Genomic DNA, 15,786 nt, shown 5'->3' on the forward strand with positions numbered 1-15,786 from the left:
GGCCTTCAAATTGAAGGCCTTTTTTATGCTTTGTAGAACCGTTGATTTAAAGCATTTCTTTGAATTTGTTCTAAGTCTTGTTCAGTTAAGTTAACAACACTTCCGGCAACGTAATATTCATGTTGAATGTCAATATTAGAAATACCCGGATCGTCAGTGTTTAAACTCACCGATAGACCCTTTTCAAGAAAAGTCTTTATTGGATGATTAGCGGTATCCAACCATGTTCCTGTTTGATAATTCGATGTTAGGCAGCTTTCAATGCCAATGTTGTTGTGACGCATATATTCCACGAGCTGCGGATCTTGTGAAACCGCGACGCCGTGTCCAATTCGATTTGCACCGAGGAGATTAATCGCATCCCAAACACTTTGCGGGCCTGCGGCTTCTCCAGCATGAACAGTTATTTGTAGCCCACTATCCCTCGCCTTTTTAAAATGCTCAACAAACAAATGGGGAGGAAAGTTTAACTCATCCCCAGCTAAATCTAAGCCAATGATCTTATCTGCATGAGTCAATATAGCGTCTAATTCTTTCTTACAGGCATCAACACCGTAGGTCCGACTAAGTATACCAATTAATTGATACTGAGTTTTAAAATCATTATTACCGGCATTTACACCTTCAACAACCGCTTCGACGACGGCGTTTAAAGGGAGCTTAAAGGATCTAGCCATATAATATGGCGAAAAACGTAACTCGGTGTAAGCTAAACCCTCTTGCTTTGCCATTTTCACATTTTCATATGCAACTTGGTAACAGGTTTCTGGGCTTGCCAAAACAGAGACGCCGAAATCTAGCTTGTTAATGAATGCCATCAAATCACTGGTTTTATCTTTAATTAAGACCAACTCAGCCAACTCTGATTCGCTGCAGACGGGCAAGGTAATATCGTTTTCGATGGCTAACTGCCAAATAAGTTTTGGGGGAATATTGCCATCTAAATGACGATGTAAATCAACGAGTGGTAGGCGAAGCTGATGCATGACGAAAAACCTGAGAAGTTGCGGATTTTATTGTTTACCTAGCCAAAAAAAATTATTTGGGACTTAATCTAGATTTAACTTTTCGACTGCCAAGACTATCTGTGTTCTGGTTTTAACTTCTAGCTTTTTAAATATAACACCAATATGAGCTTTAACCGTTGCTTCAGTCACGCTCAGTTTGTCGGCTATTTGCTTATTCATTAAGCCATCTTTCAGCAACTTTAAAACCTGAAATTGCTTTGGCGTTAACTCTCGTAGCTTTGACGCAACATCTTTTGCTTCAGAATCGACCTCAGTAATTGCCTTAGCATAATCATCCGAAAGCCATTTTTTACCGTTCATTACAGCTAATAGAGCTTTTTTAACCGTCGGCGTTGCTGCCGTTTTAGGTATATAACCGTCTGCACCAAACTCCATCACTTGGGCGACAACCTCTGGGCTATCACTTGCGGATAGTACAAGCACAGATACAGCTGGAAATAACTCCTTGACTCTAAGTAGACCATAAAAATTATCACAACCAGGCATGGTTAAATCGAGAATAACGACGGATATGTTGCGATGCTTTCGAAGTACCGCAACCGTCGTTTCAAGAGAGTCAGACTCTAGTATCGTAAGCTTTTTAAAACTGCTTGATAATGCACCCTTCAATGCGTCACGAAACAAAGGGTGATCATCTGCAACTAAAAACTTGTACATCATGATGTTATTCTCTACCAATCATTTATAATTTTTATTTTATAGCTACGCTGAATTTTATATACTATTCAATGACTATAAGATTATATTATCAGAGCTAAGCGTAACATCCCATAGCTATATTACACTCACCTTAAATATAAGTTTTAAAAAACAATGTCAGAATTCGAAAAGAACGTATCGGCCGATAGTATTTACCAAAAACCACAAGAAAATATCGATGACTTTAGCTTTAATCGACAAGTAGTCGATGTCTTCCCTGACATGATTGAACGCTCAGTGCCTGGTTACGCAAACATAATTGATGGTATCGGTAGGCTTGCTTCCAAATTCGCAGTTTCGAATAGTCACATTTATGATTTGGGGTGTTCATTGGGTGCGGTTAGTTTGTCAGTCGCGAAGCATAATCAGCAATTAGACGTAAAAATTATTGGTGTGGATAATAGTTCTGCCATGGTTGAACGTTGTCAACGCCATGTCAGTTCATATAACTATGCAACTCCAATTGAAATTCAAGAAGCCGATATACTCAATCTTGAAATTGAAAGTGCATCGGTCATCATCATGAACTTTACCTTACAGTTTATCACGCCAAAATTAAGAGACGCCCTTATGGCAAAATTGTATGAAGCACTTATACCAGGTGGAGTGTTAATTTTGTCAGAGAAAATTAAACTCGGCCATGCCAGTATGGATTCAGCAATAATAGACTTACATCATGATTTTAAACGTGAAAATGGATACAGTGATTTAGAAATAAGTCAAAAACGAACAGCCCTTGAGAACGTCATGATCTTAGATGAATATTCAGTGCACGAAAAACGCCTATTAAAAACCGGCTTTGACGCAGTGAGTATTTGGTATCAACAATTTAACTTCGTCTCATTCTTTGCGATCAAGGGAGCTTAATATGAACTGGAAATCGGCTTTATACCAAGATCTAATTGACACGAAATTAGAAGCCTGGATTCATACGCTCATCCCGCAGCTTGAAAGCTGGGAGAACAATTCAAAGAACGCCGATACCAAGAGATGGCAAAAGCAGCTACAACAACTACCCGATATTGATCAAGTCAAGTTTGACCTTAAAACACGCGTTGCATTTGAGCAAGAATCGGCATTTAGTGATGGACAAAGCGCTCATCTTCAGTCTGTTTTAAAACAATTTATGCCTTGGCGTAAGGGTCCTTTCCACTTATTTGGAATAGATATTGATACAGAGTGGCGCTCAGACTGGAAATGGGACCGCGTACTTCCCCATATTGCTCCACTAAAAGACAGAAGAGTGCTAGATGTCGGTTGCGGGAGTGGTTATCATTTATTTCGAATGTTGGGCGAGGAAGCAAAACTTGTTGTAGGTATTGATCCTACTGAATTGTTTTTCTATCAGTTTCATATTTTTAAAAAATATTTACCTCAACATAAAGTCCACTTTGCACCAATTGGCATCGAAGATATGCCCCAACTAGATGCATTTGATACTGTCTTTTCAATGGGCGTGCTCTATCATCGCCGAGATCCAATCGAATTCTTGTATCAATTAAAGCAGCAGTTAAATTCTGGCGGCCAACTGGTACTAGAAACTATTGTGATAGACGGTGATGACAAAGCCGTGCTTATGCCTGATGAACGTTATGCACAAATGCGTAATGTGTGGTTCTTACCTAGTTGTGATGCTTTAGCACAGTGGTTATCAAGAGTCGGTTTTGTTGATATCAAGAAGGTAGACGAAAGTGTCACTTCGATTGAAGAGCAAAGGGCGACAGAGTGGATGACCAACCATTCGTTAGTGGATTTTTTAGACCCTAATGATCCGATATTAACAGTTGAAGGCTACCCAGCCCCAAAACGTGCTGTATTCACAGCAACCAAAAAGTAGTATTTCCTGCTAAATAGTATTGTAAGGCGTCATTAGGCGCCTTCATATTCCTCTCTCTTTTTGTACCCTCTTTATCTACCTTTTCTTTCTGGACTCAGTTTATGTAGTTACTTTCTGCCCAGATTTTAAGCGCCTACTTTCAGCCCTCATTTTAAGCCCTCATTTTTAAGCCTTCACTTTTAACACTCACTATATTCAAACACTTCGTGAAGTCGCAGTGTGCTCTCTAACTTCCAACATATGCTTGGCACGGTCTTTGAATAGAAAGAATGTATTCAAGAGTAGTTTATTATAATCGAGATGTTTAACCGTTAGTGAATCTAACAAACGTTCTTTAGACTCTTTTGTAAAAGCGTTGCAGTAGACGCCCTAATTCAAAGCGATATAAGGCTAGCATGCAGGAACTTAAAAAATTAATTCAGCAATACATTGTCCAAGAAGACTTGCCAGCCAGTTATCTTGATCTTGCACTAGAATGGTTCACGCCACTCGCTGAATCAATTTTTATGCACCACAATGAATCAAAAGCAGTTGGTAAAAAGACATACTTCGTCGGCATCAATGGTTGTCAGGGATCAGGTAAATCTACCTTGAGTGCGCTGTTGTGCTTCTTGCTAAATGAATACTACAAAACGAAAACCGTCTTACTCTCACTTGATGATTTTTATCTAACAAAATCTGAACGAGAAGTACTTGCCGCCACTAAACACCCACTCTTAAAGACAAGAGGAGTACCTGGCACTCATGACACTAAACTCATGGAAACAGTGTTTTTAAACTTATCTTCAGGTAAAGAAATTGATATTCCAAGATTTGATAAATCAATAGACGATCGAGCGAGTAAAGACAAGTGGCTATTTGTGAGAGAGCCCGTCGACATTGTCATCATGGAAGGTTGGTGCTGGGGAACACCACCGCAGTCACCAACGGCAATCGAGCATCCAATCAATGAGTTCGAAAAAATTAACGACTCAGATAGTCACTGGCGTAACTATGTAAATACCACTTTAGAAACTCAATACATGCCCCTCTACTCTTTCATGGATTTTTGGATATTTCTTAAGGCTCCAAATTTTGATTCAGTTTTCGCATGGCGCTTTCAGCAAGAACAAAAATTACGAACTAAAAACAGTGATTCAGCAGCAATAATGGATGAAGGCCAAGTTCTTTCTTTTATACAGTACTATCAACGACTCACTGTACACACCTTGGCTGTTATGGATAAAAAAGCAGATTGTATTTTCGTTTTAGACAATCAAAGAAATATTGTACAAGGGACGCTTCATGCCAAAGCAATCAATGAATAATAAAAAGCCCATCATTTTTACTGATCTCGATGGCACTTTACTTGATCACTTCGACTACAGCCATTCAGATGCAAAAGCTTGTCTTGACCGATTGATTAGCCTTGAAATACCCATTATCCCAAACACGAGCAAAACCTTTGCAGAGGTTTTGGAACTGCGCCAGCTTATAGGACTAGATGGTCCTTTCGTAATTGAGAATGGCGCCGCAGTAATTATTCCTAATAACTTTTTCCCCCTTAAGCCAAGAGACTGTGTGTGGAAGGATGGATTTTGGATCAAAACATTCAGCCCGAAACGCGCCCATTGGTTAGGATTAGTTCAAAAGCTAAAGCCGGAATTTGGACAACTTTTCGAAGCTTTCAACGATATGACATTGCAAAGGATTATAGAGCTTACAGGGCTAACCGAAACTGAGGCGACGCTTTCATCTCAAAGACAATTCGGTGAGCCTTTACTTTGGTGTGGAAACGACGAGGAACTCAAAAAGTTCACGTCAATTCTACAAGGCTTTGGTGCTCGCCCTGTTAGCGGCGGTCGCTTCCTTCATGTGTGTGGTGATTGTAGCAAAGGAAAAGCCCTCACATGGCTTGTTAATGAATATCAACGGCAACACAATAATATTCCTATTTGCAGTATCGCATTAGGTGATGGCAACAATGATGTATCGATGCTGGAAGAAGCAGACATCGCTGTTCGCATTGCGTCTCCTACACATGAACCTCCAATACTGAATAGAGAAACAGACCTATACACCAGCGAGTTTTTTGGACCAAAAGGTTGGGCCGAGGTGCTTGATCAACTTATTCCTGAAACAACGGACTCTAGTGCAAGCAACAAACAAATTAAATAACTTAAGGAGTCACAAGTGGCTGATTTTTATCAAAATGGTATCGTAACTACGCTACACAATTTGGAAGAACGTTCGATCGAAGATTTAGAAAGCGAGTTAAGTGAGTTTTCAAAAAAACGCCCTTTAGGTTTAATACTGCCATCACTTTTCTCCGAATTGGAGGGCGAAGCCTTACCTGCGACGATAGAGCATATAAAGAAAGTGCCTTACTTATCCGAAATTGTGATTGGTTTAGATCGAGCGAGCGAATCCGAGTACAAATATGCCCTCGATTTCTTCTCAACATTGCCTCAGCATCACCGCGTGTTATGGAATGATGGCCCTAGATTAAAAGCGCTTGATAAAGAATTGCAGGAATTAGGTTTAGCACCAAAAGAGCTTGGTAAGGGTCGAAACGTTTGGTATTGCATGGGCTATATCTTAGCTTCAGGCAAAGTTGAAAGTGTCGCGCTGCATGATTGTGACATCCTGACTTATGAACGTTCGTTATTGGCTAAGTTGATTTATCCAGTTGCAAATCCGCAATTCAACTATGAATTCTGCAAAGGTTTTTACGCCCGTGTTGCAAAAGGGAAAATTAACGGGCGTGTGTCTAGGTTGTTGGTCACACCTCTTCTCAGAGCGCTTAAAAGAACCTTAGGTGCTAACGATTATTTAGACTTCATGGATAGCTTTCGTTACCCGCTAGCCGGCGAGTTTTCTTTCAGACGCGATGTGCTCAATGATATTCGTATCCCAAGTGATTGGGGCTTAGAAATTGGTGTTTTATCCGAAATGCATCGCAATTATTCCCACAACCGACTTTGCCAGGTGGATATTGCTAAAACTTACGATCATAAGCATCAAGACCTTTCGCTTGATAATGAGCAACAAGGTCTATCTAAAATGTCCATTGATATCACTAAAGCGCTCTTCAGAAAACTAGCCACGCAAGGGACAACATTTAGCACCGAGACATTTAGGACGATCAAAGCGACTTACTTTCGAATTGCTTTAGATTTTGTTGAGGCTTACCACAACGATGCAGTGATGAACGGTTTAAAATTAGATATACATGCTGAAGAAAAAGCCGTTGAAATGTTTGCTCATAACATCATGAAAGCAGGTCAAAACTTCTTGGAAAACCCAATGGAAACGCCATTTATACCCAGTTGGAACCGAGTTGTTAGCGCTAAGCCAGATGTGCTCGAGTGCCTTAAAAATGCCGTTGAGGAAGACTTTCAAGAATTTAGTAAAGGACGTTAATATGGATAGTCATTTTCTTCAATTTAAAGCCAAAGTGAAGCATCATTTAGACTTTATTTACGATGGCATTTTAAAAGAGCAAGAATTAGATGAGCTTGTAACGCGTTTACAGATAAGTATTGGTGTTAACTCCGAAGAAGAATGCCATTACCCCACGCCACACAAGAATCGCTGGGACGAATCAGATATTATCATGATCACCTATGGTGATAGCATTATCGAAAACAGTGCTGGAGTCGAACTGGGTCTCAGCCAGAAGCCTTTAAGTACTTTGCTTCGATTCATAAATGAATATTGTCATTCAATCATTAGTCATGTTCATATTTTACCCTACTTCCCATACAGCTCTGATGATGGATTCTCGATTATCGACTATTCAGTCGTGAATCAAAGCCTCGGTGATTGGAACGATATTGAAGCTATTTCTGAGCAATATGGATTAATGACCGATTTAGTCGTCAATCACTGTTCTGCCCGTAGTCAATGGTTCGAAAATTTTTGCAAGCAAGATGGCGTCGGTAACGATTACTTCTTCACTGCATCACCAGATGATGATTTAAGCAAAGTTGTAAGACCAAGAACCTCCAGCCTACTAAAAGAAGTGGATACCGCAAACGGAATTAAGCATGTCTGGTGTACCTTTAGTCATGATCAGGTCGATTTTGACTTCCGGAATCCCAAGGTTCTTGTGAGTTTTATTGACATTATTCGCTTATATTTGGACAAGGGAACGAAAATCTTTCGTTTAGACGCTATTGCGTTTTTATGGAAAGTACCAGGCAGCCCGAGTATCAATTTGCCCCAAACCCATGAAGTCGTTCGACTCATTAGAACGCTTATTGAACATGCTGAGCCCGACACTATTATTATCACAGAAACAAATATTCCTAACGTAGAGAACCTGACCTACTTTGGTAACGCTAACGAAGCTCATGCTATTTATAATTTTTCCTTGCCACCACTTTTAATCAACACATTAGTTAGCGGTGATTGTCAGTACCTAAAAACTTGGATGATGAGAATGCCTCCAGCACAAAACGGTACGACATATTTCAACTTCATTGCTTCACATGATGGTATTGGCTTGCGTCCAGCTGAGGGATTATTAGACGATTCTGAAATAACAGAATTAGCAAATTGTATGCAACAATTTGGTGGCAAGATATCGTGGCGACAAGCTGACAATGCTCAACAAAAGCCGTATGAAATAAATATAGCGTTAATTGACGCAATGAAAGGAACTTTGAAAGGTCCTGATCAATATCAAATTCAAAGATATTTATGTGCACACACCATCATGCTTGGCCTAGAAGGCATTCCAGGCATCTACATTCACTCCTTAATTGGTACGCCAAACGACGAAGAAAAAGTATTACATACAGGACAAAACAGAAGTATAAACCGTCACCGCTGGGACTATAAACGCCTTCTTCATGAATTGAGTACCGCTGATAGCTCTCATGCGAAAATACTGAATGCCTTAAGTGAATTGATAAAAATAAGGCGCTCTCAAGCCGCTTTTCACCCCAATGCAACACAGTTTACCTTGCAGTTAGGCCCCCATATATTTGGCTATTGGCGTCAAAGCATTAATAGGCATCAAAGTATTTTTTGTTTATCGAATATCACAGATACAAAGCAAGAAATTGCTTTATCAGACATAAACCTAATAGAAAATAATCACTGGTTTGATTTAATTGAAGAGAGTCTGATTGATACAACGATTAATAACTTAAAATTAGAGCCATATCAGACAATGTGGATCTCAAATAAGGTCACAGTTTAAAGACTGTGACCCTATTAAGTTTGTTCATAAAGCTCTATTCGTAGGTCCGTTCTCTTTTTACTTCTATGGTGTCAATGTAACCATGCCAACTCGCGTAGCCAATAATGGGCATTATCACTAAGAATGCTAAGAAAAACGTTACAAAGCCGATAAAAACCGACAAACAAATAACGAAAGCCCAAAAGAACATCGCTCTCTTGTTTAACCAAACAGCATTCATACTCGTTAATACTGCTGTAGCCAAGTCAACACGACGCTCCAATAATATCGGCTGGGTAAATGCTGTAATGAAGAAAACCAAAACCGTAAGTCCCACTCCCACTAACGTTCCCACCAACAAAAACGGCGCCAAACTACTTAATGTGTAGGCTTCGTGTGCTGGGTACAAAGCATGAATCAGGGAAGCGATTCGCAACCAAAATATCATCAGTACCATAAGTAGAATCGCAAAACCCCATTCATTCACCGCATTTCTGGACATAGCCTTTAATGAATGTCGAAATGATGGCTTATTCTTTTTCTCAAACTGCCACGCCACATCATAAAGTCCTGCAGCTAAATATGGACCAATTAACATGAAACACACCATGGCTGGGAATATAATCATGTACCAACCCGTTGAATCAATTAAGTAAAAAATGAGCCAAGGAATGAGAGTAAATATAAGCCCATAGGTCAAGCTTATAACAGGAGCACGTTTATAGTCGTTAATGGCTAATGCAAGCCATTTTATTGAATCGAACACTTCTAATTTTCTACAAGGTATTACTCGGGCAATACCGCTATTTTCAATTGCTGTTTCTGGTGACTCTTCGAACTGCTGTGACATAGCATCTCCTATTAAGCGTAATAATTAAGTCATTGCGGAGTATAATTGAATTAGGATATTGAACCTTGATTTGAATCAGTTTGTCGATATCTTAACTTTATACTAAGCTAGAATGCCTTTTAGTTCAAAAAATACTCAACGAAAATTGACTTTCGCTTGATGCCAATGAATTGCACTTAGAAAAAGCGCAGAAATAGCTTCATTCAATTCTGTGAAACTTGTAATAGCAGCGCGTTCCCCGGTCAACATCTCTAGGACAAATTGATGGCAGTTATTATTGAGTACGTGATAGTCCCTCAAACCAAACAGATTTTCCTGACATCTTTGTGCAACCTCTTTAGCCGCAAGTGGTTTGAAATGTTCATCACATGCCACGTATATATTGTCCCCACTTCTATTTTGTAAAAAGCGCTCCGGAGACACTGTCCGTATTAAGCCAGCGCCACTTAATTCATAAATATTACCGTCAACCCAAATTCCTGTATGATCCAGCACGCCATAAATGCCACAGGTAACGATTGCTCCATTTCGAGGTACTACTTTTCTTGCCGATTCGCCAGGTAATTTAGCAACTGTATTAGTGCTTTTTAAGTAAGCGTTATTAGCTCTGTTAGAGGCATATAGTCCTATACAGGCTGCACCTAACCATATCAAAGGAGCGGGCATATATTTCTCCAATTCAAAGACAATTTTACGAAGGTCATTTGATACTACGACAAAAGTCCCTATTTGGGGTGATAAAAAATGTGACAAAATTTGTCATCCCCTCTTAACACGAGGTGCTAGCTGTACTATTCTAAACGTACATACATATACACCAGCCGTAAGACCGTTATTAATGAAAAAAATCAATCGCTCTAATAAGTTAGCGAATGTCTACTACGATATTCGCGGCCCAATATTAGAACAAGCAAATAAGATGGAAGAAGCTGGTGAGCGTATTCTAAAGCTCAATATCGGAAATCCGGCCCCATTTGGCTTTGAAGCACCAGACGATATTTTGAAAGATGTTATTTACCAGTTACCGAGCGCCCAAGGCTATACAGATGCTCAGGGTATTTACAGCGCTAGAGTTGCGGTGATGCAGTATTATCAGCAAATGGGTATTCAGGATATTCAAGTAAAAGATATCTATTTAGGGAATGGCGTCAGTGAATTGATTATGCTCTCCATGCAAGCATTGCTAAATAGTGGAGATGAAGTATTACTCCCTGCCCCTGACTACCCACTTTGGACAGCAGCCGTGAATCTATCCTCAGGCACCGCAGTGCATTATCGTTGTGACGAGAAAGCAGATTGGTTTCCAGATATTGCAGACATCGAATCCAAAATAAGCAAAAACACTAAAGCGATTGTCATCATAAATCCAAACAATCCAACTGGTGCGGTATACAGTGAAGATTTGCTGAATCAGATAGCCGATTTGGCCAGAAAACATAACTTGATTATATATAGCGATGAAATCTACGATAAAATTTTATACGACGATGCTAAACACACTTGTATTGCGTCGTTAGCTCCTGATTTATTCTGCGTCACTTTTAGCGGGCTGAGTAAGAATTATCGCGTCGCAGGATTTAGAGCCGGCTGGATGTTAGTTAGTGGCAATAAGCAATCAGCAAAAAGCTACATAGATGGCCTAACAATACTGTCTTCCATGCGCATGTGTGCCAATGTTCCATGTCAGCATGCTATTCAAACTGCATTAGGCGGTTATCAAAGTATTAATGATCTCGTGCGGGGTGAAGGACGTTTACTTTCACAGCGTAATTTAGCCTATGAAGGGTTAAATGAAATTGATGGGATTAATTGCGTTAAGCCAATGGGTGCAATGTATTGCTTTGCAAGTGTTGACGCCAAAAAATTCAACATCTCAAGTGATGTCAACATGGTGTTGGATTTGCTTAACAAAGAAAAAATACTATTGGTACATGGAAGCGCATTCAACTTACAAGATGGTTGTTACTTTAGACTTGTCTTCTTGCCTCACAAAGAGCAGTTAACACCCGCCTTGAGTCAAATGAAACGCTTTTTTAATGCTTATCAACAATAGCGACTGTCGGTAGCCAAGGACAAAAGCGTTTGTCGACAAGTAAAAGCAATTAATTGTAATAAACATCTTTATTAACGAACTAATTTAAAAACATGACAGTGGCAAAAAAGCTGCAAGGAATAAAAATAAATGAATAGTGCATTTCTAGCATGGATCCTCCGTATGCCGCTTATTAAGCGGTGGGCACTCATGCACTCTGTAAAAAGTGAAAACGTTGCGGAGCATAGTCATCAAGTAGCCGTAATCGCACACCTGTTAGCCGTTATTCGAAACACCTACTTCGATGGTAAGCTAAATGCTGAAAAAGCCGCGACAATTGCCTTGTACCATGAAGTGTCTGAAACGAAACTGCAAGATATCAATCACGTCACAAAATATCACAACCCAGATTTAACACGTGAATTCAAAAAGATTGAGGAGATGGCCGAGCTTGAGTGTTTAAAAACCCTACCCAAGGAGTTGCAAGCTACTTTCAAACCATTATTGGTACAAAAGGAAGTGGAAGAAGAATACAAAACATTGGTTAAAGCCGCCGATCTTATATCTGCATATCTGAAAGCTTGTGATGAGCTCAGCTTTCAAAATGCCGAGTTTTCACATGTGAAAACTAGATTGGAGAAAATGCTTGGTGAGTATCAACGCACAATGCCAGAAGTAGACTATTTCTTAACGATATTTAAAGAAAAATGTTTTGTAAGTGTCGATCAACTTGCAGAATAACTGTGAAATTATAACAAAATCAAATACAGTAGGATTCATAAGCTAAAAGTGTTTATTAACGTCTAACAATGGAACTGTATTCAAATGTCACTATCCTCTAATCTCGCCCAGAGACGATTGATAGAAAAATATACTAAAACCGGAAGTTTCAAACACAATTACCATAACCAAACTAGCGTTTGGTCAGACTCACTCGTCACACTTTTAGACTTGCAGGCAATTAAACACATCCCATGTCAGGAATGGGAAATCCCCTCTCTTTCTGAGCCTGCACAACAAATTATAAAAAACCGGATTAATATCAGCGAAAATAAACGTATTCCAATCGATGTTTTGCTGCCGAGCTTCAACACCGCTAATGAAACCAATGTTTTCCGTTATTGCTGCGAATTTGTGGAAACAGATGATGGATTGTCTCGTATTGGCTTCTTTCAAAAACTGAGCAGTAATTCAGAACCCCAAAAATCCAATGATCATCAACCCAATCAACAAGATCGCATTCAGATGGCTCTCAACGCTAGTAAAGCAGGTACGTGGGAATACTTAACAGTTAGCAATGAATTATATTGGGATGAAGCAATGTATGCTTTATTCGACGTACCTAAATCGGGCCAAGTACTGCAATTCTCAGATTGGTTAAAGCTTATTGAAGCAAGTCAGCAAGATAAGTTCATTAAGAGTTTTGACGTTGTAAATAGGCTTCCAGCTAATGACGAGTGGATTGATAAAACCTTTCGATTTAGAAGCTCTTTAGGCAAGCAAAAATTTATACAGTTAACTGCACGCTTTTATCGCAACGAGTTGGATAAAATAGTTAGAGTTATGGGTACATGCCAAGACGTAACAGAATTAGAGCTTTGCAAACAAGCATTGTTAGAGCAAGCAAGTTTAGTCCAAAAGCATGAAATGATGGTCGAAGATGCTAATGCTGCAAGAGCACGCTTTATCGCTAATGTCAGCCATGAGTTAAGAACACCATTAAACTCCATAATGGGAGCTTTGCAAATATTGGAAAGTTTTAACTTCAATGACGAAATTCAATCTATCCTGCAAATGGCAAATACATCGTCCAATGAGTTATTGAGCACTGTTAATGACGTTTTAGATTTGTCCAAAGCCGATTCACAAAAGATGAATATCGAAAAAATTGACATAGACATTCCACAGTTGATTGAAAATGCAGTCGCGAAACACCACCCTCTGCTGAATAAAGGAACTGAACTGATAGTTGATATTGCAAATGGATTTAAAAACAATCGACTTGGTGATCCAATAAGGTTTAATCAAATAGTCAATAATCTAATTTCTAATGCTGTGAAATTCACTTCGCACGGACAAGTTCTGGTTAGTCTTTCGGGGGACAAAAATAATATTGAAGTAAGAGTAAAAGATACGGGAATAGGCATATCTCCCGAAGATACAAAGCTTATTTTCGAAGCATTCAGACAAACTGATGAAAGCACAACTCGACAATTTGGTGGTGCGGGTCTTGGCTTAGCAATCAGCGCCAAATTAGCTGAGTTAATGGGTGGTAATATAGACCTTAATAGCAAAATAGGTATCGGCTCTGAGTTTCGCCTAACTTTACCAATGCCTGTCATTGGAGAACACGTGAATAATTTAGGGGGAAATCAACTAAGTGATGCCGTCCCTGATTTATCGCACCAACATATCCTGTATGCTGAAGACAATGAAGATAACGTTAAAACCATACAACAATTGTTACGGCCAACGAAAGCTATCCTGGACTTTGCTATTGATGGTAAACAGGCTCTAGCCCTCTATCGCAAGAAAAAATCAATCACTATGATTATTCTCGACCTTCAACTTCCATTCATCGACGGACTGCAGGTATGTGAAAAAATTAGGTACGAAAATAAGACAATACCAATAATTGCGCTCGTGACAGAAATGACAAAAGAAGACAAAAAGAGTTATTTTAATGCTGGGTTTACAGACATAATTGAAAAACCAATTATGTTTGATAGTTTTTACGACGTATTAGCCAGTATTTAGCCAATTCGAAGTCTCATAAAATTTTAATAATACAGCGCGGCTAGGAATAATGTTATGCATAGCAACAAATGGACAGACAGACGACTTACTCGTTTAGAAAAACGTGATGGTGATCACCGGAACGCTTATCAGCGCGATAAAGCACGCATCATGCATTCCGCTGCATTTAGACGTTTACAGGCGAAAACTCAGGTTCTTGGCATTGGGATCAGTGACTTTTATCGAACACGCTTAACGCATTCTTTAGAAGCCGCACAAATTGGTACCGGCATCGCGGCGCAGTTGGCACAAAAACAACCTGAGTTATCGACTAGACTGGGCATCGATGAACATCTTATCGAAAGTTTGTGCTTAGCCCATGATATTGGTCACCCTCCTTTCGGTCACGGCGGTGAAATTGCTTTGCATTATATGATGCATGAACACGGCGGTTTTGAAGGTAATGGTCAAACCTTCCGGATACTGACTAAACTAGAAACCTATAGTCCTGTTGATGGTATGAATTTAGCGCGCCGCACTTTATTAGGTTTAATTAAATACCCAAATTACATCGATGAATTAACTAATTCGACCTTGCTAGCAGAAAAGCCTGATTCTCACCGCTTAGTAAAATCAAAACAATGGCATCCACCCAAGGGTCTGTATTTATGTGATAAAGATGCATTTGAATGGGTCGTCTCACCTCTTAGTAAAGGTGACCGTAATCTGTTTAGTAATATCGCAGAACGAAAAGAACAACACGCGAAAACACTTTTTAAATCGATAGACTGCTCCATCATGGAATTAGCTGACGATATTGCCTATGCAATTCACGATTTAGAGGATGCAATTGTGATGTCTATGGTTACGCGTGACTCTTTTGAGCAAGAAGTCGTTAGCCCAATCAAAACTTTAAACCTACCCTGGCTTTCCACTCAAATAGATGATTTAACTAATAATTTATTCAGTGCAGCACCTTATGAAAGAAAGAATGCGATAGGTGCATTGGTTAATTGCTTCATCACAGCAATAAGTATAGAAAAACAAGATATGTTTGAAGCCGATATTATCGATTTTAATGCTTGTTTCGCTAAAAACTATCAAATCGCCCTCGGTTTATTTAAGTCTTTTGTGTTTAATTATGTGATCAGAAAACCCGAAATCCAACTTTTAGAGTATAAAGGTCAACAGATAGTAATGGCTCTGTTCGAAGCATTTAGTTCTGAACCAGAGAGGTTGTTGCCCACAAATACTGGACAACGTTGGATGGAAGCAGAAACTGAAAACGAAAAACATCGAGTGTTAGCCGACTACATTTCTGGAATGACTGACGAGTACGCGACTAGACTTTACAATCACCTTTTCTTACCAAAATCGAATTCAGTCATGGATTCATTAACGCCATAGATGAAAGTGAAACGATAAATACAAGGTCAT

14 protein-coding genes are annotated in these 15,786 nt (G+C 39.4%); 10 read left to right on the plus strand and 4 right to left on the minus strand.

Annotated features, from left to right (window positions below):
• Positions 1-23: 23 nt before the first annotated feature.
• Entirely contained in the window at positions 24-986 is a 963-nt protein-coding gene (add, locus tag ACKLNX_RS15580; RefSeq protein WP_412973016.1) for an adenosine deaminase, read from the minus strand.
• 63 nt (positions 987-1,049) lie between these two features.
• Complete coding sequence (locus ACKLNX_RS15585; RefSeq protein ID WP_412973344.1) at positions 1,050-1,685, minus strand: response regulator transcription factor; 636 nt, start codon at positions 1,683-1,685, stop codon at positions 1,050-1,052.
• 156 nt (positions 1,686-1,841) lie between these two features.
• Between ACKLNX_RS15585 and cmoA the strand changes: the two genes are divergently transcribed.
• The 6 genes from cmoA to ACKLNX_RS15615 all read left to right on the plus strand — a co-directional run bounded on the left by cmoA (position 1,842) and on the right by ACKLNX_RS15615 (position 8,752).
• Positions 1,842-2,594, plus strand: a complete 753-nt coding sequence (gene cmoA, locus ACKLNX_RS15590) for a carboxy-S-adenosyl-L-methionine synthase CmoA (RefSeq protein WP_411693790.1) — start codon at positions 1,842-1,844, stop codon at positions 2,592-2,594.
• A 1-nt stretch (position 2,595) separates the two neighbouring features.
• Positions 2,596-3,564: a tRNA 5-methoxyuridine(34)/uridine 5-oxyacetic acid(34) synthase CmoB gene (gene cmoB, locus ACKLNX_RS15595; RefSeq protein ID WP_412973017.1), complete on the plus strand. Its 969-nt coding sequence runs from the start codon at positions 2,596-2,598 to the stop codon at positions 3,562-3,564.
• A gap of 395 nt (positions 3,565-3,959) precedes the next feature.
• The gene (locus ACKLNX_RS15600) at positions 3,960-4,871 is read left to right on the plus strand and encodes a hypothetical protein (RefSeq protein WP_412973018.1); all 912 of its coding nucleotides are present in this window, start codon (positions 3,960-3,962) and stop codon (positions 4,869-4,871) included.
• Positions 4,849-5,721, plus strand: a complete 873-nt coding sequence (locus ACKLNX_RS15605; protein WP_412973019.1) for an HAD-IIB family hydrolase — start codon at positions 4,849-4,851, stop codon at positions 5,719-5,721. Before ACKLNX_RS15600 ends, ACKLNX_RS15605 begins: the two co-directional genes overlap by 23 nt.
• A 15-nt stretch (positions 5,722-5,736) precedes the next feature.
• A complete protein-coding gene (locus ACKLNX_RS15610) occupies positions 5,737-6,966 on the plus strand; it encodes a glycosyl transferase (RefSeq protein WP_411693784.1) in 1,230 nt (409 codons plus the stop codon).
• Between the two features lies 1 nt (position 6,967).
• A complete protein-coding gene (locus ACKLNX_RS15615; RefSeq protein ID WP_412973020.1) occupies positions 6,968-8,752 on the plus strand; it encodes a sugar phosphorylase in 1,785 nt (594 codons plus the stop codon).
• Positions 8,753-8,786: 34 nt separating this feature from the next.
• On the opposite strand, the gene ACKLNX_RS15620 is transcribed toward ACKLNX_RS15615, so the two are convergent.
• Entirely contained in the window at positions 8,787-9,581 is a 795-nt protein-coding gene (locus ACKLNX_RS15620) for a DUF2189 domain-containing protein (protein ID WP_412973021.1), read from the minus strand.
• 135 nt (positions 9,582-9,716) lie between these two features.
• The gene (locus tag ACKLNX_RS15625) at positions 9,717-10,247 is read right to left on the minus strand and encodes a lecithin retinol acyltransferase family protein (RefSeq protein ID WP_411693781.1); all 531 of its coding nucleotides are present in this window, start codon (positions 10,245-10,247) and stop codon (positions 9,717-9,719) included.
• Positions 10,248-10,419: 172 nt separating this feature from the next.
• Here ACKLNX_RS15625 and ACKLNX_RS15630 point away from each other — a divergent pair, with 172 nt between their 5' ends.
• From ACKLNX_RS15630 to ACKLNX_RS15645, 4 genes are all read left to right on the plus strand, one after another.
• A complete protein-coding gene (locus ACKLNX_RS15630) occupies positions 10,420-11,634 on the plus strand; it encodes a pyridoxal phosphate-dependent aminotransferase (RefSeq protein WP_411693780.1) in 1,215 nt (404 codons plus the stop codon).
• Between the two features lie 129 nt (positions 11,635-11,763).
• Positions 11,764-12,354, plus strand: coding sequence for a 5'-deoxynucleotidase (gene yfbR / locus ACKLNX_RS15635; protein WP_411693779.1), 591 nt, complete (start codon positions 11,764-11,766; stop codon positions 12,352-12,354).
• A gap of 84 nt (positions 12,355-12,438) precedes the next feature.
• Complete coding sequence (locus ACKLNX_RS15640; RefSeq protein WP_412973022.1) at positions 12,439-14,370, plus strand: ATP-binding protein; 1,932 nt, start codon at positions 12,439-12,441, stop codon at positions 14,368-14,370.
• Positions 14,371-14,424: 54 nt separating this feature from the next.
• A complete protein-coding gene (locus ACKLNX_RS15645) occupies positions 14,425-15,756 on the plus strand; it encodes an anti-phage deoxyguanosine triphosphatase (protein WP_412973023.1) in 1,332 nt (443 codons plus the stop codon).
• Positions 15,757-15,786: the final 30 nt, after the last annotated feature.

This window comes from Glaciecola sp. MF2-115 (assembly GCF_047250385.1).
Taxonomy (GTDB): Bacteria; Pseudomonadota; Gammaproteobacteria; order Enterobacterales; family Alteromonadaceae; genus Glaciecola.